This is a genomic window from Methylobacterium sp. Leaf94 (assembly GCF_001426045.1).
Classification (GTDB): Bacteria; Pseudomonadota; Alphaproteobacteria; order Rhizobiales; family Beijerinckiaceae; genus Methylobacterium.
Genome location: NZ_LMRM01000023.1, coordinates 77,760 through 100,302, shown reverse-complemented (window position 1 = coordinate 100,302; position 22,543 = coordinate 77,760). Strand labels below are relative to the sequence as shown.

General features: G+C 72.2%; 17 protein-coding genes and 1 other RNA gene. 5 read left to right on the top strand and 13 right to left on the bottom strand.

The genetic code is table 11. The features are described 5' to 3' along the window. Positions 1-73 precede the first annotated feature (73 nt). From ftsL to rnpB, 3 genes are all read right to left on the bottom strand, one after another. The gene (gene ftsL, locus ASG63_RS13440; protein WP_056216973.1) at positions 74-502 is read right to left on the bottom strand and encodes a cell division protein FtsL; all 429 of its coding nucleotides are present in this window, start codon (positions 500-502) and stop codon (positions 74-76) included. Continuing rightward, positions 499-1,557, bottom strand: a complete 1,059-nt coding sequence (gene rsmH / locus ASG63_RS13435; RefSeq protein WP_056216969.1) for a 16S rRNA (cytosine(1402)-N(4))-methyltransferase RsmH — start codon at positions 1,555-1,557, stop codon at positions 499-501. The genes ftsL and rsmH overlap by 4 nt, the downstream gene beginning before the upstream one ends. A gap of 511 nt (positions 1,558-2,068) precedes the next feature. After that, an RNA gene (gene rnpB, locus ASG63_RS14240) (RNase P RNA component class A) lies at positions 2,069-2,479 on the bottom strand. A gap of 237 nt (positions 2,480-2,716) precedes the next feature. Between rnpB and ASG63_RS25970 the strand changes: the two genes are divergently transcribed. Beyond that, on the top strand, positions 2,717-2,890 hold the full coding sequence (locus ASG63_RS25970; protein WP_156649706.1) for a hypothetical protein: 174 nt from the start codon (positions 2,717-2,719) through the stop codon (positions 2,888-2,890). A 73-nt stretch (positions 2,891-2,963) separates the two neighbouring features. Here the strand turns inward: ASG63_RS25970 and gloA are convergent, their stop codons facing one another. Beyond that, positions 2,964-3,404, bottom strand: coding sequence for a lactoylglutathione lyase (gene gloA / locus ASG63_RS13430; RefSeq protein WP_056216966.1), 441 nt, complete (start codon positions 3,402-3,404; stop codon positions 2,964-2,966). Positions 3,405-3,551: 147 nt separating this feature from the next. Here gloA and pepN point away from each other — a divergent pair, with 147 nt between their 5' ends. Together pepN and ASG63_RS13420 are read left to right on the top strand one after the other, a co-directional pair. After that, positions 3,552-6,182 carry an aminopeptidase N gene (pepN, locus tag ASG63_RS13425; RefSeq protein WP_056216963.1) on the top strand — a complete coding sequence of 877 codons (2,631 nt, stop codon included), beginning with the start codon at positions 3,552-3,554 and terminating at the stop codon, positions 6,180-6,182. A gap of 193 nt (positions 6,183-6,375) precedes the next feature. Beyond that, positions 6,376-8,766 carry a PAS domain-containing sensor histidine kinase gene (locus ASG63_RS13420; protein WP_056216959.1) on the top strand — a complete coding sequence of 797 codons (2,391 nt, stop codon included), beginning with the start codon at positions 6,376-6,378 and terminating at the stop codon, positions 8,764-8,766. 256 nt (positions 8,767-9,022) lie between these two features. Here ASG63_RS13420 and ASG63_RS13415 read toward each other — a convergent pair whose 3' ends face one another. The 5 genes from ASG63_RS13415 to ASG63_RS13395 all read right to left on the bottom strand — a co-directional run bounded on the left by ASG63_RS13415 (position 9,023) and on the right by ASG63_RS13395 (position 15,325). Continuing rightward, a complete protein-coding gene (locus ASG63_RS13415) occupies positions 9,023-11,941 on the bottom strand; it encodes a bifunctional [glutamine synthetase] adenylyltransferase/[glutamine synthetase]-adenylyl-L-tyrosine phosphorylase (protein ID WP_056216955.1) in 2,919 nt (972 codons plus the stop codon). Between the two features lie 3 nt (positions 11,942-11,944). Beyond that, positions 11,945-13,357 carry a sensor histidine kinase gene (locus ASG63_RS13410; protein ID WP_056216951.1) on the bottom strand — a complete coding sequence of 471 codons (1,413 nt, stop codon included), beginning with the start codon at positions 13,355-13,357 and terminating at the stop codon, positions 11,945-11,947. Next, complete coding sequence (locus ASG63_RS13405; protein WP_056216948.1) at positions 13,354-14,064, bottom strand: response regulator transcription factor; 711 nt, start codon at positions 14,062-14,064, stop codon at positions 13,354-13,356. Before ASG63_RS13405 ends, ASG63_RS13410 begins: the two co-directional genes overlap by 4 nt. A gap of 180 nt (positions 14,065-14,244) precedes the next feature. After that, entirely contained in the window at positions 14,245-14,787 is a 543-nt protein-coding gene (locus tag ASG63_RS13400) for a DUF3016 domain-containing protein (RefSeq protein WP_082559300.1), read from the bottom strand. A 1-nt stretch (position 14,788) separates the two neighbouring features. Next, on the bottom strand, positions 14,789-15,325 hold the full coding sequence (locus tag ASG63_RS13395; RefSeq protein ID WP_056216945.1) for a DUF2244 domain-containing protein: 537 nt from the start codon (positions 15,323-15,325) through the stop codon (positions 14,789-14,791). 20 nt (positions 15,326-15,345) lie between these two features. On the opposite strand from ASG63_RS13395, the gene nth reads away from it, so the two are divergent. Then, a complete protein-coding gene (gene nth / locus ASG63_RS13390; RefSeq protein WP_082501105.1) occupies positions 15,346-16,080 on the top strand; it encodes an endonuclease III in 735 nt (244 codons plus the stop codon). Positions 16,081-16,352: 272 nt separating this feature from the next. Continuing rightward, positions 16,353-17,147, top strand: coding sequence for a phosphoribosylaminoimidazolesuccinocarboxamide synthase (gene purC / locus ASG63_RS13385; RefSeq protein WP_055955211.1), 795 nt, complete (start codon positions 16,353-16,355; stop codon positions 17,145-17,147). Between the two features lie 285 nt (positions 17,148-17,432). On the opposite strand, the gene ASG63_RS13380 is transcribed toward purC, so the two are convergent. From ASG63_RS13380 to ASG63_RS13365, 4 genes are all read right to left on the bottom strand, one after another. Continuing rightward, positions 17,433-19,124, bottom strand: coding sequence for a glycosyltransferase family 2 protein (locus ASG63_RS13380; RefSeq protein ID WP_056216941.1), 1,692 nt, complete (start codon positions 19,122-19,124; stop codon positions 17,433-17,435). 24 nt (positions 19,125-19,148) lie between these two features. Beyond that, positions 19,149-21,059 (bottom strand): glycosyltransferase family 2 protein, encoded by a 1,911-nt coding sequence (locus ASG63_RS13375; RefSeq protein ID WP_244479896.1) that lies wholly within the window; start codon positions 21,057-21,059, stop codon positions 19,149-19,151. A gap of 136 nt (positions 21,060-21,195) precedes the next feature. After that, positions 21,196-21,861: a hypothetical protein gene (locus ASG63_RS13370; RefSeq protein ID WP_056216937.1), complete on the bottom strand. Its 666-nt coding sequence runs from the start codon at positions 21,859-21,861 to the stop codon at positions 21,196-21,198. A 55-nt stretch (positions 21,862-21,916) separates the two neighbouring features. Then, on the bottom strand, positions 21,917-22,447 hold the full coding sequence (locus tag ASG63_RS13365) for an invasion associated locus B family protein (protein ID WP_108039224.1): 531 nt from the start codon (positions 22,445-22,447) through the stop codon (positions 21,917-21,919). Between the last annotated feature and the right edge of the window lie 96 nt (positions 22,448-22,543).

The window sequence follows — 22,543 nt, the reverse complement described above, 5'->3', positions numbered from 1 at the left end:
GACGCGGCGGCGGAATCGGCGTCTCGGGCGGGAATCGGGTCTCGGCCGGGCGGCGGGACTTCGGACACGGGCACTACCTCGAAGTCGTGGTCGGGGTTCTGGTCGTGGTGGTGCGCGGCGTGATGCTGCCGGTGGTGCGCGGCTCGTCGCCGCCGCGGCCCGCCACCGGCTTCTCCTTCGGCGTCGCGGTGGCGGCCAGCAGCCGGCCGATCTCGTCGCCGCGGTCGGGCCGCGCCGGCAGGTCGGCGAGGCGGCCGAGATGGGCGGTGCCGATGGGCTCGAGGGCGAGGTAGCGGTCCACCGCCGCCTGGAGCCGGTCGGGCCGGGTCAGGAGCTGCCACTCGGCGCGCAGCACCGCGATGGCCTGGCGCTCCTTCTTGAGCTGGGTCTGGGCCTTCGAGACCTGCCCGGCCTGGTAGAGCGTGTCGTACTTGATCGAGTAGGCGTAGATCGCCGAGCCGATCAGGCCGAGCACCGCGATCAGGTTGAGCAAACGGATCACCGGCGTGCTCCTCCGCTCCGACCGGTCCGCGCGGGCAGCGCGGCCAGGGTCTCGATGGCGGCCAGGGGGGCGGGCACGGGGGCGTCCGTGCGTTCCACCGCGCGCAGCTTGGCCGAGCGGGCACGGGGATTGGCGGCGGTCTCGGCCTCGGTCGGCAGCACCGGACCCTTGGTCACGGCCGCGAAGCTGCGGGGGGCCGGCGCTTCCAGGCTCGGCAGGTGGCGGGAGGCCTGGGCCGCCCGGCCGCTGCGGGCCGAGAAGAACTGCTTCACGATCCGGTCCTCCAGCGAATGGAAGGTCACCACCGCGAGGCGGCCGCCGGGCCGCAGGATGCGCTCGGCGGCGTGGAGCGCCTGCACGAGCTCGCCGAGTTCGTCGTTGACCGCGATGCGCAGGCCCTGGAAGGTCCGTGTCGCCGGGTGGATGCCGCTGGCGGGATCCACCCAGACCACGCTGGCGACGATGTCGGCCAAAGCCGCGGTGGTCTCGATGCGGCCCTTGCGGCGCGCCTCGATGATCGCCCGGGCGACGGCGCGGGAGCGGCGCTCCTCGCCGTAGTGGAAGATGATGTCGGCGAGGTCGGCTTCCTCGGACTCGTTGACGAGGTCGGCGGCACTCGGCCCGGCACGCTCCATGCGCATGTCGAGGGGGCCGTCGTTGCGGAAGGAGAAGCCGCGCTCGGGCTGGTCGATCTGCATCGACGAAACGCCGATATCGAGGACGACCGCGTCGGCGGCGGCATGGCCGGCGCCCTGAACGCAGGCGTCGAGCCCGCCGAAGCGGCCCGGCACCAGGGTCAGGCGCCCGCCGGCCTCGGCCACCAGGGGTGCCCCGCCCGCGATGGCGCCGGGGTCGCGATCGATCGCCAGAACGTGAACGGACGGATCGGCCGAGAGCATCGCGCGGGTGTAGCCGCCGGCCCCGAAGGTGCCGTCGACGGCCAGCGCCCGGCCCGGCAGATCGAGGGAATCGAGGACCTCCGCCAGGAGGACGGGGACGTGCGGCGCCCCGTTGGGCACCCGGTTCACCCGCGCCTCGCGGGGAGCGCGCGTCATCGGGGCGCCCCGGCGCGCGGCGGTCGCGCGCGCCCGGGGACGGACGCCGCATGGGCGGAGGGACGAAGCGAGGACTCGACCGGACTGATGCGGCGCATGCGTCCCTTCCACGGGGCTGGAGCGCGCAGGCGCGGCTCGGAGAGACGGGGCGTCTCCGGGTCGACGCGTGACGCGACCGCGCATGCGGACACCGGCCTGCCTGGGACAGGGTGCGTCCGTCGATCCGAAAATCGCCGTTGACGGGATGAATCGGGGTACCATGGGCCTCTGAGCGCCGTCAACGAACCTGGCCGAGGGGGAGCGGCTCGGGACGATCAGACCTCAGCAAGGTTAACCGAGCGTAAGTTTTCCCGCGCAAAGCGGTCTGCCGGTGCGCGCCGTCGCAACCACCGGGGATGGGGCACCGACGGCCGTTTCTCATCGCGCGCGGGCAGTCCGGCGCCTCAAACGGTCCGCCGGCCGGGCCGGGCAAGACGTCCCGGGCGGACGCCGCCCGCGATGAACCTTCAGGCGGATCAGTCGGCCTATAAGCCGGGTTCTGTAGGGCCCGGGACCCTCGCGGTCCCCGGACGTGGCGGCCATTCCTCTGGGACGATCGTTGCCGATCGCCTCGAGCAACCAACCCGGGCGACGGGCCTGGAGAGAGGGCCTGACGGACCGTAAGGCCCGCCGTGTCGCCCCTATTCGGTCTTGCTCCCGGTGGGGTTTGCCGTGCCGTCCGCGTTGCCGCGTCCGCGGTGCGCTCTTACCGCACCCTTTCACCCTTACCGCGGATCGGCTCGCGCCGGTCCGTGGCGGTCTGCTCTCTGTGGCACTGTCCCTGGGGTCGCCCCCGCCGGACGTTATCCGGCACCGTCTCTCCATGGAGCCCGGACTTTCCTCCCCGGACCTTGCGGGCCGGAGCGGCCGCCCGGCCGACTGATCCGGCGCGGGTGTGCGCCGGGCACGGCCCGGGGGTCAAGGCCCCGGACGTCGCCGGGCGGGGAACGGGCGCTGCCGCACGGAGCGGCATGCCCGGATTTTGGCCTCGCCGCTTGCGGAGCCCGCGCCTCGCGCCAGGTGTCCAGGGCTGGCGCGCCGGCGGGTCCGGCGCCGCCACGGACCATCCGGGGTCCCGGGTCCGACGGGATCCCGGACCGCAACGGATCAGGAGGACGCGATGGCGACGAACGACACGGCCTGGACGCTCGAATCCGTCCAGCAACTCACCGAGATGGCCCGCGAGGGCATCCCGGTCTCCGTCATGAGCCTGAAGCTGCGCCGGCCGATCGAGATCGTGGCGGCCAAGCTGAGCCAGCTCGGCATCACGCCCGTGCCCGAGACCGGCGCCTGAGAGCGGGGACCGACACTGGGGATCTGGACCGGGACGAACGGCCCCGCGCGGGGTCGTCCGTCCCGGGTGGACGCTACCAGGAGCCGGTGTTCTCCATGGAGGACCAGGGCTCCTGCGGCGGCTTGGCCGGGCCCTTCTGCAGCAGCTCGATCGAGATGCCGTCGGGGGACTTCACGAAGGCCATGTTGCCGTCGCGGGGCGGGCGGTTGATCGTGACCCCGGCCGCCTGCAGCTTGGCGCAGAACGCGTAGATGTCGTCGACCTCGTAGGCGAGGTGGCCGAAGTTGCGCCCGCCCGAATAGGTCTCCGGGTCCCAGTTGTGGGTCAGCTCGATCACGGGCGCCTGGGTCTCTTTGGCCGTGCCGGCATCGTCGGGGGCGGCGAGGAACACGAGGGTGAAGCGGCCCTTCTCGTTGTCGACGCGCCGCACCTCCTGCAGCCCGAAGGTGTTCACGTAGAAGTCGAGGGCGCGGTCGAGGTCCGCGACGCGGACCATGGTGTGCAGGAATCGCATGGGTTGGAGCTCTCCGAGGGACTGGCGCCTATGTGGTCCGGCGCACGCACGCGTCAACGCGGGATGCGCGTCAACGCGCCGGAGCCGGCGCGCGTTGCGCCGCCGCGGCGCACCCCGCACAGTGGGGGCTCAGCCCGAGGAGTCCGCATGCGCACCGAAGCCCCGATCCCGATCCGCCTGGAGGATTACCGCCCCAGCGACTACCGGATCGACACGGTGGACCTCGACGTCGCGCTCCATCCCACCGCCACCCGGGTCCGGGCCCGGCTGACCCTGGCCCCCAACCCGGCCGGGCGCCCGGGCGCGCCCCTCGTCCTCGACGGCGAGGACCTGGTGCTGGAGCGCCTCACCCTCGACGGCGCCGACCTCGCGCCCGAGGCCTACAGCGTCTCGCCGGCCGGCCTGACCGTGCACCGGCCGCCGGCGGGCCCCTTCACCCTCGGCATCGAGACCCGGATCGACCCGAGCGCCAACACCAAGCTGATGGGGCTCTACCGCTCGAACGGGGTCTACTGCACCCAGTGCGAGGCCGACGGCTTCCGGCGGATCACCTACTTCCTCGACCGGCCCGACGTGATGGCGGTCTACACCACGCGGATCGAGGCCGATCGCGACGCGGCGCCGGTGCTGCTGGGCAACGGCAACCGCGTGGAGTCCGGCGCGGCCGGCCCCGGGCGCCACTTCGCGACCTGGCACGATCCCCACCCGAAGCCCGCCTACCTCTTCGCCCTGGTGGGAGGCCGCCTCGACGCCGTGCGGCGCCCCTTCACCACCAGCGAGGGCCGTTCGGTGGAGCTCGCCGTCTATGTCGAGCCCGGAAAGGCGGAGCGGGCCGACTACGCCCTCGACGCGGTGGCCCGCTCCATGGCCTGGGACGAGACCGCCTTCGGCCGCGCCTACGACCTCGACGTCTTCAACGTCGTCGCGGTCTCGGACTTCAACATGGGCGCGATGGAGAACAAGGGCCTCAACATCTTCAATGACCGCTACGTCCTGGCATCCCCCGAGACGGCCACCGACGCGGACTACGCCGCCATCGAGGCGATCATCGCGCACGAGTACTTCCACAACTGGACCGGCAACCGCATCACCTGCCGCGACTGGTTCCAGCTCTGCCTCAAGGAGGGCCTGACGGTCTTCCGGGACCAGGAATTCTCCTCCGACATGCGCTCCCGCGCGGTGCATCGCATCGGCGAGGTCCGCACCTTGAGGGCACGCCAGTTCCCCGAGGATGCCGGGCCGCTGGCCCACCCGGTGCGGCCGCGGCACTACACCGAGATCAACAACTTCTACACGGCCACCGTCTACGAGAAGGGCGCCGAGATCGTGCGGATGTTGCGCACGCTCCTCGGCGCGGACGCCTTTCGTGCCGGGATGGACCGCTATTTCACCGACAACGACGGCACCGCCGCCACGGTTGAGGATTTCCTCGCCGCCTTCGCAGCCACCTCCGGCCGCGACCTCACCGCCTTCGCCCGCTGGTACGAGCGCCCCGGCACGCCGCGGGTCGCCGTGCAGGGCCACTACGACGCCGAGGCGCGGACCTACCGTCTCGCCCTCCGCCAGAGCCTGCCCGGCAGCGCCGAGGCCCCGCCCCTGGTGATCCCCATCCGCCTCGGCCTGATCGGACCGGACGGCCCCCTCGCCGGGGCGGCGAGCGACCGGGTCGCCGACGGCGTGTTCGTGCTCGACCAGGCCAGCGACAGCCTGACCTTCACCGACGTCCCCGTGCGCCCCGTGCCTTCGCTGTTTCGCGGCTTCTCCGCCCCGGTGCGGGTCGAGATCGAGATGCCGGATGCCGACGCGCTGACGCTGCTGCGCCACGACACCGACCCCTTCAACCGCTGGCAGGCGGCCCAGAGCGTGGCCATGCGCCTCCTCGTGCAGGGGACGCGGTCGGGCACCCTGCCGGAGGCCGGGGCGGACGGGTTCGGTGCGGCCCTCGCCGGGTTCCTGGCGGACGAGGCCCTCATCGACCCGGCCTTCGCCGCCCTGGTCCTCGCCCTGCCGAGCGAGGCCGACGTCGCCAACGAGATCGCCACGGAGATCGACCCGGACGCGATCCACTGGGCCCGGCACGCCCTGCGCCGGGCGCTGGGGACGCGCCTGAAGCCGCAGCTCCTCGCCCTGCGCGACGCGCTGGCGGACGCGCCCGGCACGCCGTTCAGCCCCGAGGCCGCGGCCGCCGGCCGGCGCGCCCTCCGCAACGCGGCCCTCGACCTCGTGGCGGCGGCCGATCCGGCCGCGGCGAGCCTGCTCGCCGCACACCAGATGGACGCGGCGACGACGATGACGGACCGGCTCGCCGCCCTCTCGGTCCTGTCCCAGGTTCCGGGTCCCGAGCGCGAAGCGGCGCTCGACCGATTCGCAGAGGCCTACCGCGCCGAACCCCTGGTCCTCGACAAGTGGCTGGCGATCCAGGCCGGCATCCCGGAGGCCGAAACCCCCGACCGCATTCGCCGCCTGCAGACTCACCCGGCCTTCTCGATGGGCAATCCGAACCGGGTCCGGTCCCTCATCGGCAGCTTCAGCATGGGCAACCCGACCCAGTTCAACCGGCCCGACGGCGCGGGCTATGCCCTTGTGGCGGAGACGGTTCTGGCCCTCGACAAGACCAACCCGCAGGTGGCCGCGCGCCTCCTGACGGCCTTCGGATCGTGGCGGATGATGGAACTGGAGCGGCGCGGCCGCGCCGAGACCACATTGCTGAAAATTCGCGCTGTTGCCGGTCTGTCACGGGACGTCGGGGACATCCTGGAGCGGACCCTCGCCGGCTAGCAAGTGCCTGAAGAGAATCGTTTTTTCGGCCCGCCCCGGCGTCGATTCCGCACCTCGGATTCGCAACGGGAGTCAAGCGTGGCCGGAAAAAACGCGTGGACAAAACCCCACCGGAAATGTTGAATCGTATACGATTCGGAAAGCGGGGCGGCCCGCCTTCCCGGTGCTACAATCCCAACGGCGGAGTTAGTCCATGCTGGAGGCGGATTCCGCTTCCCTCTCCGCGCGTGCGGATACGATTCTTGGCATCCACCGGCCGCAACACGCCGCCCATGTCCGTTTCGTGCGTGCCGAGACCTGGCTGCGCTTCGCCCTGCCGGCCCTCTTCGCCACGTTCCTGATCTGCCTCGGGGCGGTGGCGGCCATGCTGCTGCAGGCCCAGCGCGAGGAGGTGATCCGGGCGGCGACCACGGACGTGGAGGCGGTGACCCGCCTCGCCGCGGCGGCCTTCGCCGGAATCGACATCGACGGCGAGGCCAAGGGCGAGGCGGCCCACCGCAACCTCGGCGCCCTGTTGCCGCCGGGCCTGCTCCATGCCGGCCGTCAGATCCTGCTGATCTCCCCCAACGACGTCATCGTGGCGGCCAATCCGCCCCTGCCCGGCCCCCGCCGCACCCTGACCCAGCATCTCGGGGAGATGCAGGCGCTCTCCACCCTGGGCGAGAGCGCGGGCGTGATGACCGTGACCCTGGCGGACGGCTCCGTGGTGATCGCGGCCCTGCGCAACCTGCCCGGCGGGCGGGGCCAGGTGGCGGTGCTCCAGCCGCTCACCGCCATCACCGCCGCCTGGACCACCCGGATGCGCAACCAGGCGATCCTCCTCGGGGCCGCCGCCCTGGTCATCATCGGCACCGGCATCGCCTACGCCCTGCAGACCCGCCGGGCCTACGCCGTCGACCGGGTCTGCGAGGAGATCAAGCAGCGCCTCGACACCGCCCTCGGCCGCGGCCGCTGCGGCCTCTGGGACTGGGACATCCCGCGCGGACGGATCTACTGGTCCGATTCGATGTACGCGCTCCTCGGCTATCACCGCGAGCGCGAGTTCCTGTCCTTCGGCGACGTGAACGCCCTAGTGCACCCCGACGACGGCGACCTCTACAGCCTGGCGCGCCATCTCGCGGCCAGCCAGTCCACCGTCGACCACGAGTTCCGGGTGCGCGGCGCCACCGGCAACTGGGTCTGGATGCGGATGCGGGCCGAGATCGTGCCGGACACCATCGACGGCGGCCGCCACCTCGTGGGCATCGCCCTCGACGTCACCGAGCAGCGCAATCTCGCCGAACTGAACGCCACCGCCGACATGCGCCTGCGCGACGCGGTGGAGGCCATCTCCGAGGCCTTCGTCCTCTGGGACACCGGCAACCGCCTCGTCCTCTGCAATTCGAAGTTCCGCCACCTCCACGCCCTCAGCCCCGAGGACGCGATTCCGGGCCGGCGCTACGCCGAGATCATGGGCCGGGGCGTGCTGCCCCCCGTCCGGCGCGAGCTGCGGGACCTGGAGCCGAGCGGCGCCACCGCCCGCACCTTCGAGGCCGAGCTCACCGACGGGCGCTGGCTCCAGATCAGCGAACGCCGCACCAAGGACGGCGGCTACGTCTCGGTGGGCACCGACATCACCAGCCTCAAGCGCCACCAGGAGCAGCTGGTCCAGTCCGAGCGCGAGCTGATCGAGACCGTGCGCGACCTCAAGCGCTCCCGCCGGACCCTGGAGCTCCAGACCCAGCAGCTCGCCGACCTCGCCGAGCGCTACCTCGACCAGAAGGCGCAGGCCGAGGGCGCCAACCAGGCCAAGTCCGAATTCCTCGCCAACATGAGCCACGAGCTGCGCACGCCGCTCAACGCCATCATGGGCTTCGCCGAGCTGATGGAGAGCGAGGTCTACGGCACCCTCGGCTCGCCCCGCTACACCGATTACTGCCGGGACATCCGCACCAGCGGCGACTACCTGCTCTCGGTGATCGACGACATCCTCAACATGTCGCGCATCGAGGCCCAGACGGTGAAGCTCGCCCCGCGGGAGATCGCGGTGGCCGGGGCGATCGAGGGCACCCTGAAGCTCGTGGGCGAGGCGGCCCGGGCCAAATCCCTGACGATCAACGTGGACGTGGTCGAGGACCTGACCGTGCTGGCCGACGAGCGCGCCCTGCACCAGATCCTCACCAACCTCGTGCAGAACGCGGTGAAGTTCACGCCCCCCGGCGACGGCCGCATCATCATCAAGGCGCGGCCGGCCGGTTCCAACGTCCACATCTACGTGGAGGATACCGGCATCGGCATCCCGAAATCGGCCCTGCGCCGCCTCGGCGCGCCGTTCCAGCAGGTCGAGACCAACCTCACCCGCAGCCACAAGGGCTCGGGGCTCGGCCTCGCCATCGCGCGCTCGATGGCCGAACTGCACGGCGGCGCCCTGCGCATCCGCTCCCAGGAGGGCCTCGGCACCATCGTGATGGTGCGGCTGCCGATCCCGACCGCGGAGAACCGCCGCAACCTCGTCGACGCCGCCGCCCAGGAAACCGTCGCCTCCCTTCGCGACGCCGCCGGCGCCACCCCGCGCTCGCCCGAGGCGGTGCCGGAGACGGTCTGAGGTCTTTTCGGGGCGGAGGCCTCTGGCAGGCAGGGGGATTGAAGGGACCGATCCGCTCGTCGGCAACCCACGCGCAGCACCACGTCATCCCGGAGCCGCGCAGCGGAGTCCGGGATCCAGAGACACAGGTGGTGCAGGACTTTCCATCGTCTGCGGCTCTGGATTCCGGGCTCGCCTGTGGCGCCCCGGAATGACGGTGCGCTGCCGTCGGTGATCGCGCTGCCGGGACGGAGGGCATCGGCCCGCCCCCTCGTCCTCACCCCGCCATCAGGCGCTCGAACAGCGCGCGGATCTCCATGCGCGCTTCGTCGAGCCCGGCGACCAGCCGGTTCGAATCCGGTGAACCCATGGCCACGGCGAGGCGCGAGAGGGCCACGGGCGAGGCCTCGGCCGGGTCGCCCTCCACCATCAGGCGCTGCCAGTGCAGCACGTCGTCGAACTGGCGGTAGGCTTCGATCAGGCGCTCCGCCGCGGGGCGGGCGAGGTCGCCGTGTTCGGCGGCCTTCGCGAACACCGCGCAGGCCCCGAGACCGACGAGGTCCGGCCGCCGGTGGGCCAGCCCGAGCATCAGGGCCTGGGCCAGGAAGTCGAGGTCGAGGAGGCCGCCGGGGGCGAGCTTGAGGTCGAGGGGGCCGCGATGGCCCTTCTCCCGCTCCACGAGGGCGCGCATCTCCCGCACCGCGCGCCGCACGTCGGCGGGGTCCCGCGGTCGGGCGACGACGGCGCGGATCTCGCCGTCGAGCTCGGCGCCGAGGCCCGCATCGCCGGCGATCACCCGGGCGCGGGTCAGGGCCATGTGCTCCCAGAGCTCCGCCTCCTCGGCGTGGTAGCTGCGGAAGCTGCGCCACTGCACCGCCACCGGGCCCTGGCCGCCGCCGGGCCGCAGGCGCAGGTCGACCTCGTAGAGATGGCCGCGCCGGGTCGGCACCGTGAGGGCGGCGACGATGCGCTGGGCGAGACGATTATAGGCCACCGCCGCGTCGAGGGGCTTCGGGCCGGCGCTGGTGCGGTCGTCGGGGTCGAAGTCGTAGACCAGCACGAGGTCGAGGTCGGAATCCGCGGTGAGCTGGCGCGCGCCGAGGCGCCCGAGGCCGAGCACCGCGAGGCGTCCCTTCGGCACCGCCCCGTGCTCGGAGAAGAAGGTCGCGGAGACGCGCTCCACCGTCACGGCGATCACCGCGTCGGCGATGCCCGCGAAGGCGCGGCCGGCCTCCTCGGGCGAGAGGATGCCGGAGAGGAGCCGGGCACCCGTGAGGAAGCGGAGCTGGCGGGCGGCGTCGCGGATCCGGTCGAGGAAGTCCTCGTGGTCGCTCGCCTGACCGAGGCGGGCGCGAACCTGCTGCGCCAGGGCCTCGGCATCCGCGCTGGCATCGGCGAAATCCCGGTCGATCACCGCGTCGAGGACGTGCGGGCTGAAGGCGACGGTCTCGGCGAGGCGCGGCGCCGTACCGAGGAGGTCGGCGAAGAGCAGGCGCAGGCGCTCGTTCGAGCGCAGGATGGTGAGGAGTTCAAGGGCCGCCGGCATCCGGGCGAAGGCCCGGTCGAGGGTGTCGAGGGCGGCGTCCGGATGGGCGGTGCCGCCGAGCGCCTGCATCAGCACCGGCACCAGCTCGGTCAGCACCTCGCGGGCGCGGGGCGTCCGCACCGCCGGCCGCCGGCCGAAATGCCAGCCGCGCACGGTCTCCACCGCCCGCTCGGGCTCGCGGAAGCCGAGCTTCTCCAGGGTCGCGAGGGTCGCCGGGTCGTCGCCGGTGCCGCTGAAGACGAGGTCGCCGACATCGGAGGACAAGTCGGGCTCGGCCTCGAACAGCAGGGCGTAGTGGCCCTGCACCCGGCGGGCCTGGTGGAACAGGGCGGCCTCGAAGGCGTCCCGCGTGGCGAAGCCCGCGAACCGCGCGAAGCGCTCGAGCTCGTCGGCCTCGCTCGGCAGGCGCTGGGTCTGCTCGTCCCGCAGCATCTGCAGGCGGTGCTCGATCGTGCGCAGGAAGCCGTAGGCCGCCGTAAGGTCGTCGCGGGCGGTGGCGTCGATCCAGCCGTCGCGGGTCAGGCCGTCGAGCATGGCGACGGTGCCGCGCCCGCGCAGCTCGGGCCGGCGCCCGCCGAAGACGAGCTGCTGGGTCTGGACGAAGAACTCGATCTCCCGGATGCCGCCGCGCCCCAGCTTGATGTCGTGGCCCGCCACCGCGATCGTGTCGTGGCCGCGCACGGCGTGGATCTGGCGCTTCATCGCGTGCACGTCGGCGATGGAGGCGAAGTCGAAGTACTTCCGCCAGACGAAGGGGCGCAGGTTCGCCAGGAAGGCCTCCCCGGCCGGGATGTCGCCCGCGATCGCCCGCGCCTTGATGTAGGCCGCCCGCTCCCAGTTCTGGCCGAGGTTCTCGTAATAGACGTAGGCGGCGTTGAGCGAGAGGGCCGCCGGGGTCGAGCCCGGGTCCGGGCGCAGGCGGTAATCGACCCGGTGGACGTAGCCGTCGGCGGTGCGCTCCTGCAGCAGCTTGGCCATGCCCTGCGCCAGCTTGCTGAAGAAGGGCGTCGGCGGCAGGTCGGCCTTCAGGGGGGCGGTCTCGGGGTCGAAGAAGACCACGAGGTCGATGTCGCTCGAATAGTTCAGCTCGCCCGCCCCGTGCTTGCCGAGCGCCAGGACGATGAGCCCGGAGCCGGCCTGGGGTGCGCTCGGATCGCGGGGCAGGAAGCGCCCGGCCGCCGCGGCCTGGAGCAGCATGGCGTCGACGGCCGCCCGCACCGAGGCGTCGGCGAAGTCCGAGAGGGCCTGGGTCACCGTGGCCAGGGGCCAGAGCCCGCCGAGATCGGCCAGAGCGACGAGGAGCGCGTGCTCCGCCCGGTTCTGCCGCAGCGCGCGGGCGACGGCGTCGAGGTCGGGCCCGCGGCCCGCATCCCGCTGCCGGGCGACGAGGGCCGCCAGGGCCGCCTCCGGCTCGGCCTCGACGAGGGCCGCGAGGCGCTCGGGCGCCCGGGCGACCAGCTGCCAGAGAAACGGGGAATGGTCGGCGAGGCCGAGGAGCAGGGCACGCAGGGGCGCGTCGAGGAAGCCCGCCGGCCAGGCGGGCGCCACCTCGGCGAGGCGCGCCGCCGCCCCGTCGGGATCGGACAGGACCGGGGCGGCGGACAAGCGCGCCCGAAGGCGGCGGCTCTGCGCGTCGGCGGCCTGGTTCATGCCCTACCCTCCCGTCGGATCTCCGGCCGGCAGGGTTATCACGACGGCGAGCCCGGGGGCATGGTCTTCCAGCGCCAGCGTGCCCTGGTGCAGGCGCACCACCGCGTTGACGAGGCTCAGGCCCAGGCCGAAGCCCGGCCGGGAGCGCGCCTCCTCCAGCCGGACGAAGCGGTCCAGCACCCGGCCGCGGGCCTCGCTGGGGATGCCCGGTCCGGAATCGGCGACGCCGAGGCGCAGGGTGTCGCCGATCCGCGCGGCGCTGAGGCGGATCTCGCCGCTGGCCCCGCCATACTTCACCGCGTTGTCGATGAGGTTGGCCAGCGCCTGCCCGATCAGCTCGCGGCTGCCGCGCAGGGTCAGGGGCGCGCCCTCCGTCTCGACGTGCAGCGCGAGGCCCTGCTCGGAGGCCAGGGGCTCGTAGAGCTCGGCCACGGCCTGGACCACGGCGGCGACGTCGAAGGTCTGGAAGTCCTCGCGGGCGTTCACGCCCTCCAGCCGGGCGATCATCAGGAGCGCGTTGAAGATCCGGATCAGCCCGTCGCTCTCCTCGATCACCCCCTCGATCGCGGCCCGGAGGGCGTCCGGCGTCTCGGCCGTGCGCAGGGCCTCCTCGGCCCGGTTGCGCAGGCGGGTCAGGGGCGTCTTGAGGTCGTGGGCGATGTTGTCGGAGACGTCGCGCAGGCCGCGCATCAGCTCGCCGATGCGCTCCAGCATGGCGTTGAGGTTGCGCGCCAGCCGGTCGAGCTCGTCGCCGGTCCCCGCCACCGCGAGGCGCCCGTCGAGGTCGCCCGCCATGATCCGGCGGGTGGTCTCGGTCATGGCGTCGACGCGCTTCAGGACCCGGCTGGCGATGAACCAGGCGCCGATCACGCCCAGCACGACCACCAGCCCCACGGACGAGCCGAAGGTCCGCCCGATCACCGCCCGCAGCCGGTCGCGCTCGGCCACGTCGCGGCCGACGAGGAGCCGGAAGCCGCCGGGCAGGACGAAGATCTGCATGATCGCCCGGTGCTCGACGTCGCGCGCGCCCCCGATGCGGGCGTAGTTGGCCTCGGTCTGGCCGGGATCGACGATGAGCCCGGTGGGCAGGGCGTCGATGTTGCCGACGAGGCGCTCGCCCGCCGCGTTGGTGACGAGGTAGAGGGAGGCCCCGGGCTCGCCGGCGCGCCGCTCCACGGCGGAGATCAGGCGCCGCAGGCCCCCGACCTTGTACTGCTCGGACAGGCCGTTGATCTCGGCCTCGATGGTGGAGACCATCTGGTCGTCGAGCGCCCGGCTGGCGTTCCAGGCGACGTAGCCGAGCGCCAGCAGGGCGAAAGTGGCGAACACCACCAGATAGGCGAAGGACAGCTTGAAGGCCGTCGTCCGGAACAGGTTGCCGAGGCGCCCGGCCGGGGCGTCGTCGAGATTCGTCACGACGCCGGGCCGGGGCCGCGCGCCTCGTCGACGCGCAGCACGTAGCCGGTGCCGCGCACGGTGTGGATGATCGGGTGCTCGAAATCCTTGTCGACCTTGGCGCGCAGGCGCGAGACGTGGACGTCGATGACGTTGGTCTGCGGGTCGAAATGGTAGTCCCAGACATGCTCCAGCAGCATCGTCCGGGTCACGACCTGGCCGGCATGGCGCATCAGGTACTCGAGCAGGCGGAATTCGCGCGGCTGCAGCGCGATCTCGTGGCCCGCCCGGGTGACGCGGTGGGACAGGCGGTCGAGCTCGAGGTCGCCGACCCGGTAGGCGGTGGCCTCCGCGGCCGTGCCCGGCCCGGCCCGGCGGCGGGCCAGCACCTCGGCCCGGGCGAGGAGCTCGGAGAAGGCGTAGGGCTTGGGCAGGTAGTCGTCGCCCCCCGCGCGCAGGCCCTTCACCCGGTCGTCCACCTGGCCGAGGGCCGAGAGGATCAGGACCGGCGTGGTCACGCCCTGCTCGCGGAGCGAGCGGATCAGCGACAGGCCGTCGAGCTTGGGCAGCATGCGGTCGACGATGAGCACGTCGTAGTCGCCCTCCTGGGCCAGGGCGTAGCCGTCGAGGCCGTCGGACGCCTGGTCCGGCACGTGGCCGGCCTCGCGAAACGCCTTGAGCAGGTACGCGACCGCCTCGCGGTCGTCCTCGATGATGAGCAGACGCATGGGACGGAGTGATAGGGGCTCGCCCGTCCGCGCGAAACCGCCTTGTCCGGCAACGCTCATGCCGCATCCCTCCTCGCCGGGTCGATGGCCCGGAGCATGGGAAGCGGCGGGTTGCGCGACGCTGGCGGAAACATGACGTTTTGGTCATGTGGCGGCCCCCGCCGCCACGGGGCGGCGCCCCTATTCGGGCCGCGGCCCCGGACCGCCGGCGCGCCCGGAGAGCCGGGTGCGGGCCCAGTCGCGCAGCAGGGCCTCCTCGTAGCCGAAGCTCCCGAAGGCCGCGGCGGCGCGGGCGCCGAACAGGAAGTTGATGTCGGTCAGGCGCTCCTCGCCCCCGGCGATCCGGCGGCCGCCCCGCCGCAGGTCGTAGCGCAGGCGGATCGCCGGCGGGGTCACGTCGCTGACGATCCGCAGGCCCGAGGGGATGTTCAGGTCCGGGCGCACGAAGCCGGCCCGGTCGATGTCGAGGACGTCCACCACCAGCGTCTCGTCCGGTCCCATCACCCGCAGGGCCGAGGCCTCGATGATGCGGCGGATCTCCGCGAGGGTGCCGCGCAGGCCGGGCCCCGAGCCGTAGCGGTCGTCGGCGTCGGTGTAGCGCTCCGGCGCCACGAAGCGGACGGTGACCTGTGCCGGCGCCGCCGCGCCGTCCCGCGAAAAACCGGCGCTGGCCAGCCCCGCGCCGATCAGCACGGCCAGCCATCCGCGCCCGCGCCGACTCATCTCAATAGCCCTTCTTCACCTGCGCCAGCGCGCGGGTCAGGCCCTCGGCGATCACCTCGCGCTCCGGCGGCGAGGCGTCGCGGGCGACCACCACGAATTCCCGGCGCGATTCGAGGGTCAGGGTCTGCATGCCGTACTCGTCGTCCTCGACCCGGGTGAGCTTGGTCCAGAGGGGGTTGAAGCGCCATTCCCGGCGCTCGCCCCGGTGGGTCACCCGGGCGAGCATCACCTCGATCGGGGTGATCGCCACCTCCTCGAAGGAGCGACCGCGCCGGAAGCTCGCCTTCAGCGCCACGTAGAGGGCGATCATGTCGAGGCCGAAGAAGCCGGCCACGGGCCAGAACCCGGCCCGGACGCAGGCGATCGAGGTCACGAGGGAGACGGCGCAGCACCCGATCATCACGTTGCGGAAGCCGTCGGGGCTCAGGGATTGGTGCGGCCGGATGGTGGCCTGGAAGACAGGCCGATCCATGCTGTCGGGATCGAGGCCGTCCGGATGCCGGCCGATCGGAGGGACGTGGTCATTGCCGCTCGCCATGCGGGGAATATAACGCAGGGATGCCCAGCCGACAGCCGACCCGACCCCGGAAATCGCCGATCTCCGCGCGCCTCGCCGCGCCGATCGTCGCAGAGGCGCCCGCCACGCCCGATCCCGTCGGCCCGGAGGCGGTGTCGGAGATCTTCGCGCGGCTCAGCGCGGCCAATCCGGAGCCGCGCGCCGAGCTGGAATTCCAGAACCCCTTCACCCTTCTGGTGGCGGTGGTGCTCTCGGCCCAGGCCACCGACCGCAGCGTCAACCTCGCCACAGCGCCGCTCTTCGCCATCGCCGACACGCCGGCCGCGATGCTGGCCCTCGGGGAAGAGCGGGTGCGCGACTTCATCCGCACCATCGGCCTGTTCAACACCAAGGCGAAGAACGTGATCGCCCTGTCGCGCATCCTGGTGGAGGAGCATGGCGGCGAAGTGCCCCGCACCCGCGAGGCCCTGGAGGTGCTGCCGGGCGTCGGCACCAAGACCGCGAGCGTGGTGCGCAACGTCGCCTTCGGCGAGGAGGCCATCGCGGTCGACACCCACATCTTCCGGGTCTCCAACCGGATCCCGCTGGTGGTCGCCCCCACCACCGACAAGGTCCAGGCCGGGCTCGAAGCCCTTGTGCCCGCCCCCTACCGGCTCAACGCCCATCACTGGCTGATCCTGTTCGGCCGCTACATCTGCAAGGCACGCAAGCCCGAATGCTATCGCTGTCCCATCGCCGACCTCTGCCGTTTTCCGGCCAAGACGCCGGCGCCCTGACCCGAAGGCGCGCCCCCTCCCGGCGGCGCTTCCTCCGGCCGGCCTCGGCCGCCGCGCCCTTGCCTCCGGCACGGACTCCCCGTTATCACCCGGCCTCTCCCTGAACGGCATGGGTCCCATCCGGCCAGCGCGTTGTGCTGCCAGCCGCCTTCGGGTAGTTTGCGCCACGGTCGCGGAGGCTTTCGACGTACGACGTGTCTCTCGGCCCGGCCCCACTCACAGGCCGCCACGCCGCGGATTCCGCATCGTTCGCTCGCAAGGAGTCACGGCCCATGGACTTCCTCAAACCACGGTACACGCCTATGAACCGCCGCCGTCGCATCTACGAGGGCAAGGCGAAGGTCCTCTACGAGGGTCCGGAGCCGGGAACGCTCATCCAGCACTTCAAGGATGATGCCACCGCCTTCAACGCGCAGAAGCATGATGTCATCGACGGTAAGGGCGTACTGAACAACCGGATCTCCGAGTTCGTCTTCCAGCACCTCAACGACATCGGCGTGCCCACGCACTTCATCCGCCGCCTGAACATGCGCGAGCAGCTGATCCGCGAAGTCGAGATCATCCCGCTCGAAGTGGTGGTGCGCAACGTCGCCGCCGGCTCGCTCGCCACCCGCCTCGGCCTCGAGGAAGGCACGCAGCTGCCGCGCTCGATCATCGAGTTCTACTACAAGAACGACGCGCTCAACGACCCGATGGTGTCGGAAGAGCACATCACGGCCTTCGGCTGGGCGACCCCCCAGGAGATCGACGACATCATGGCGCTGGCCATCCGGGTCAACGACTTCTTGTCCGGCCTCTTCCTCGGCGTCGGCATCCGCCTCGTCGACTTCAAGATCGAGACCGGCCGCCTCTGGGAAGGCGACATGATGCGCATCGTCGTCGCCGACGAGATCTCCCCGGATTCCTGCCGCCTGTGGGACATCAAGTCGTCGGACAAGCTCGACAAGGACCGCTTCCGCAAGGACCTCGGCGGCCTGATCGAGGCCTATACCGAAGTGGCCAAGCGCCTCGGCATCATGTCCGAGAACGAGAAGGTCCAGACGGGCGGCCCCCGCCTCGTCCAGTAAGACGCGCCGACCGGCCCCGCGGGTTTCGATCGCGCGGGCCGGCTGGGTTTCTCGAACGGCGACTCCTGAACCAGCGGTCGTTGGCGGATGGCACCGCGCCGTCATTCCGCGCCGCCGCAGGCGAGCCCGGCCCCGGAGGGGCGCGCCAGCGGCGTGCAATCCAGAACCGCCGACGCAGCGTCATATCCGGCACTTCCTGCGTGTCCGGATCCTGAACTCGGCTGCGCGGCCTTAGAATGACGGGGTGCTGCGTGTGGGTTTCCGGACCTGAAGCCGGCACGACGCTCATCGCAGATCCACCGCGCCCGCCTCCGGCCAGTCCGGGCGCAACCGCGCGTAGGTGCCGAGATCGGGGTCGAACCCCGGGTGATAATGGGGGTCCTGCGCCAGCAGCGGCCCCCATCGTTCGTGGAAGGCCGCGACTTCGCGCCCGTGGCGCGCCCGGGCCGCGACCGTCCAGCGCCGGCTCGCGGCCTCGTCGTGGCGCAGCACCGCCCCCGGGACGAACAGGGTGCGGTAGCCCGCCGCCCCGAGGCGCAGGCACAGGTCGACGTCGTTGAAGTCGACCGCGAAGGCGCCCGCATCGAAGCCCCCGACCGCCGCGAACTTGCGCGCCTCCACCACGAGGCAGGCGGCCGTGACCGCCGCCACCGCGCGGGTCGCCCGCAGCCCGCCGAGGTAGCCCGGCGCGTCGCCGGGGAAGAACCGGTGCGCATGGGTGACGAGCCCGCCCGGCCCGAGCAGCACCCCGCCGTGCTGGATGCGACCCTGCCCATCGAGGAGCTTGGCGCCCACCGCTCCCACATCCGGCCGCAGAGCCTCCCGCACCAGGCGCTCCAGCCAGTCCGGATGCAGGGCGGCGACGTCGTTGTTGACGAAGGCCAGGACCGTCCCCCGCGCCTGCGCGGCGGCCCGGTTGTTCATGCCGGCGAAATCGAAGGGGCCGGGACAGGGCACGATTCGGGCGAGGCCGGCTGCCTCCAGCTCCCGGAAATACGCCAGGGTCTCGGGCACGCGACTGTCGTTGTCGCAGATCAGGATCTCCCGCTCCGGCCAGTCGGTGCAGGCGACGAGGCTGGCGATGCAGGTCCGCAGGAGATCGACCCGGTCCCGGGTCGGCACGATGAGGCTGACGCGCGGAGGCACCTCCGGCAGGGGGTGCGCCAGGGTGAGCACGCCGTCCGCCTCCACCCGGATCGCGACGGCGTAGTCGCCCCGGCGGTCCAGGGCCCGGCGCAGGGTGGCGGCGCGCGCCGCCGGGTCCTGCGCCCCGTCCGCCGCCGCCTCGCTGCGCGAGAGGAGGCGCGGCAGGTGCCCGATCGCCCCGCGCCCGAACCGCTCCGCCACCCGCTCGGTGAGGTCGAGGGCATCGGTGAGCGGCCCCTCCGTCTCGGTGATGGCGGCGAGGGCCGAGGCCCGGACCGCCAGCACGGGGCCGAGATACGGCACCGCCCGGGCGTAGTCGGGGTCGAAGGCGGGACGCAGCAGCGGCATCGCCGGCCCGGTCTCGGGCCCCAGCAGCGCATCGCCGTAGGCGAGCTGGTGCGCCGGGGACCGCGCGAACGCCGCGGCGAGAAGGGCGGTGGCGCCCGGCAGCAGGGCATGACCCGGCGCCGCGAGGACGAGGAGGTCGGCGCCGGAGGGCGGGTCGCTCCCCAGATCCGCGACGGACAGGACCGCGACGGTCTCGCGCGGACGCGCCGCGCCCGCGGTCGTGGTCGTGGTCGTGGTCGTGGTTGCCCGCAGCAGCCGGCCTTGCGCCGCCGGGCCGCAGAGGAGTCCCGCATGGTCGAGGCCGAACAGAGCGGCCGCGGCCTGGCCGGCGCGGACGCGCTTGCCCGCCAGCCGCGCCCGCAGGATCGCCATCCCCTCCCCCCGGTGGCGGAGCAGGTGCCCAGCGGCCAGCGCCCAGCGCCGCCAGACCGGGCTCCGGGCCACGCCCGCGAAGGCGAGCGCCGGGTCGGGCCTCCTATTCACGGTCCTGCCTCGTCAAGATCTTCCCTATTCTAGATCTTCTCCGAACGTCGTCAGCGACAGGTCCGGATGGTAGTAGGGATCGTGCCGGATGGTGTCGCGCCAGCGCGCCACGAAGCGGTCGGCCTCCGCCTCGAAGCGCTTCCGCGCCGCTCCGACCGCCGGTCCGCGGCTGGTCGATTCGAGGTGGGCCATCACGGCCCGCGGCGTCCAGAGCGTCCGGTAGCCGGCCGCTGCGAGACGCAGGCAGAAATCGACGTCGTTGAAGTCGACGGCGAAATTGTCCGCGTCGAGGCCGCCCACCGCGTCGAACTTGGCCCGCCCGACCGCGAGGCAGGCCGCGGTGACGGCCGAGACCTCGTGGGCGACCCGCATCCGGCCGAGCATGCCGGGGGTGTCGGCCGGCCGCCGGCGCAGGATGTGCCCGGCCCGGCCCCCGAGCCCCACCACCACGCCGGCATGCTGCAGGGTTCCGTCCGCATAGAGGAGCTTCGCCCCCACCGCGCCGATCTCCGGCCGGCAAGCTTGGCGCACCAGGGCGCTGAGCCAGTCCTCGCGCAGCACCGCGACGTCGTTGTTGAGAAGGACCACCACGTCGCCCCGCGACGCGGCCACGCCGGCATTGATCATCGCGGAGAAATTGAACGGCCCCGGACAGGACAGGAGGCGGACCCGCGGATCCCGCCGCAACGTCTCGTAATGGGCGAGCACCGCCGGATCGGTGGAGCCGTTGTCGACGATGACGAGCTCGATCGCCGGGTAGTCCGTCCCGTTGAGCACCCCGTCGGCGGCCACCCGGATCAGGTCCAGGCGATCCCGGGACGGGATGACGACGCTGGCGAGCGGCGGCGGCTCCGGCAACGCCCAGAGCAGGTCGAACCCCGTCGGATGTGCCTCGACCCGCGCCGGACGGCGAGTCTCGGCAAGGTGCGTCTGGAGAATCGCCGCGTGACGCTCGGCTGAATCCGGCGGCGGAGGCGCCACGCGCGCGAGAACGCGCGGGACATGCGCGACCTCGTCGCGACCCGCGTGGTATACCGCGGCGAGCCCGAGGCGAACCGCGAACGCGTCCGGCGCGCCGAGCGGGATGGCCTTGAGGCGTTCGAGCAGGCCCCCGGCATAGAGGGTCGGGGTGCCGGGATAGGCCGTGGTCAGCGCCAGGTCCGGGCTCCAGTCCGGCTTGAGCGCCGGCGTCGGGTCCGGGCCCTCGCCCTGGGCATCCGCATAGACCATCTGCGGACGGTCCGGCTCCGCCAGGGCGCGGACCAGGATCGCCAGGGCGTCCGGATCGAGGGTGTCGCCCGGGGCAAGCAGCGCCAAAGCGCTGTCACCATTCAGCAAATCACAGAGGCAGGCCGAGGCCGGCCAGACGCGTTGCGCGATCCGCGCATCGTCCGTGGGGATGGCGATCCCCGCCTCCGACCAGCCCACGACGAGGCGCCAGACCCCGTAACGCTGGGCCTTCAGGCTCGCGATCGTGGCGGCGACCCGCTCCGCGTCCGCCGGCCCGGCCGGCATCACCAGCCGAACCGCCGGCCCGGCCGGCACCGGAGCCGCATCGGCGCGGGTCCGCTGGCGCGCCCAATCCGCGAAATCCGCGACCGGCGTTACCCCGCAGCTCCCCCGGAGGATGTCGCGGGTGCGGCGCTCGTTGCGCCTAAGCCTCTGATAACAAGCGGAAATCGCCCGGAGCGGACGTACGCGCAGGCATTCGGCGAACACGCTCGCCTCCGAACGCAGGCCGACCCGTTCCAACACGAAGCCGCTGCGTTCGTCGATGGCGAGGTCGATCGCCGCGGCATCCGCCGGCAGGAAGCCGAGCCAGCAGGCCGCCCCCTGCCCCGCCCCGGGCAGGACGAAAAGTTCGCGCCGGCCGTCGTCGCGGGTCAGGCGCAGGAGCGGCCGCAGCGGACGTACGACCGGATTTGCTCGATACATCAACACGATCCAGCGACCGCGCCCATTCTCGGCGAGGCGAAGCCGGTGACCGAAGAGGGGATCATCCGTGGCGTCGAGCGAGAAGGCGACGGGGCGTCCGGATGCGGTCAGGACATCACCTGCGCAGACCCACCGCTCACTCGGCCGCATCCGTGGCGGGCGCCGCCACGCGATCCTCCGACGTGGCGGAGACCGCGGGCTTCTTCTTTTTCCGCGGCGCCGTCTTCTGCGGCGCAGCCCCGAGACGAACCTCGATGTCGTAGTCGCGGGCCATCGCCGCCGGGACGACGAGATTGTCCTCGACGAAGGAGAACAGTCCCTGCGCCGCCCCCGCGGGCACCGTCACCGGCACCCGGCGGACCCGGGACAGCACGACCTTGTCGCCGGCCTTGATGCTGATCGAGACCGGAGCTTCGAAGCGACCCGGCTTACCGACGGGTCCCAGCAGAACCTGCCCCTCGACGCCGACCTTCACCGACACGGAGCCGTCCTGAAGCTTGGCGCATTCCCGGGCCAGGCGACCGATCGTGACCTGGTGCCGGAGGCTGGTGCCGTCTCCGGCCCGGCCCGCATAGCTCTGGATCGCTGCGCCGCCTTCCGGGACCGCCACCGTCGGGCAATAGGGCGGATCGGTGTCGTCCGGCTGGGACGGCGGCACCGTGGTCCCGCCGAATTTCAGCATGTTCATGAAGACGTTGCCCTCCTCCGCGGAGGTGGGGCCGACCCCGACGCCGCTCGCCGCAAGGGTTGCTGCCAGGAGGAGCCCCAAACGCTGCCAGCCCTTCGCCCTGCTGAGATTCATGCCGAGATCCCGCATTCTTCGCACCAACCGTCTCACCCGCACACCGCGAAGCCCATCACTTGAGGCTATCGAAGCCCTGGGCGAATCCCTTCATCGACAGAGGAATGCCGACACCCTCCTCCGGCGTCTGGAACACGATGAAGGTGGCCTGCGCCCCCCCGCTGAACTGCTTGATCAAGCCGTCATCCATCACGACCTCGGCGACACAGCCCGTCGTCAGACACCGCACGAAGCCGGCGCGGCCCACATCGGTCTTGTCGATCTTCAGGCCGAGGCCAGACGGCAGCAGGACACCGAGCGGCGCGACCACCCGCAGGAGATAGCCGCGGTTGTCGGCCGTCTTCAGGACGATGACGACCAGCGTGAGGTTCGGCCGGTCCTCGGCGGCCAGGTATTGCACCAAGGCGCATTGCTCGGCCTTGGCGCCCGCCGGGGTCTCGCACCGCAGTTGCCAATCGCCGAACGTGTTGCGAACCATCCCCTGGGCGGCTGCGCCCTCGGGCCCGAAGCCGGCGAGCAGGATCCCTGCACCGAGCAGGCCCACCGCGACGCCCCGGGCGACCAGGCCGCGTGCAAGCTGCACCATTCCTCGAAACCCCACGCGTCGACCCTTTCGCATGGCCCGCCGCCCCGCGAACCGTTAACGGAAAACACGGGTGTTCCGACCATGCTGGGCCATCGA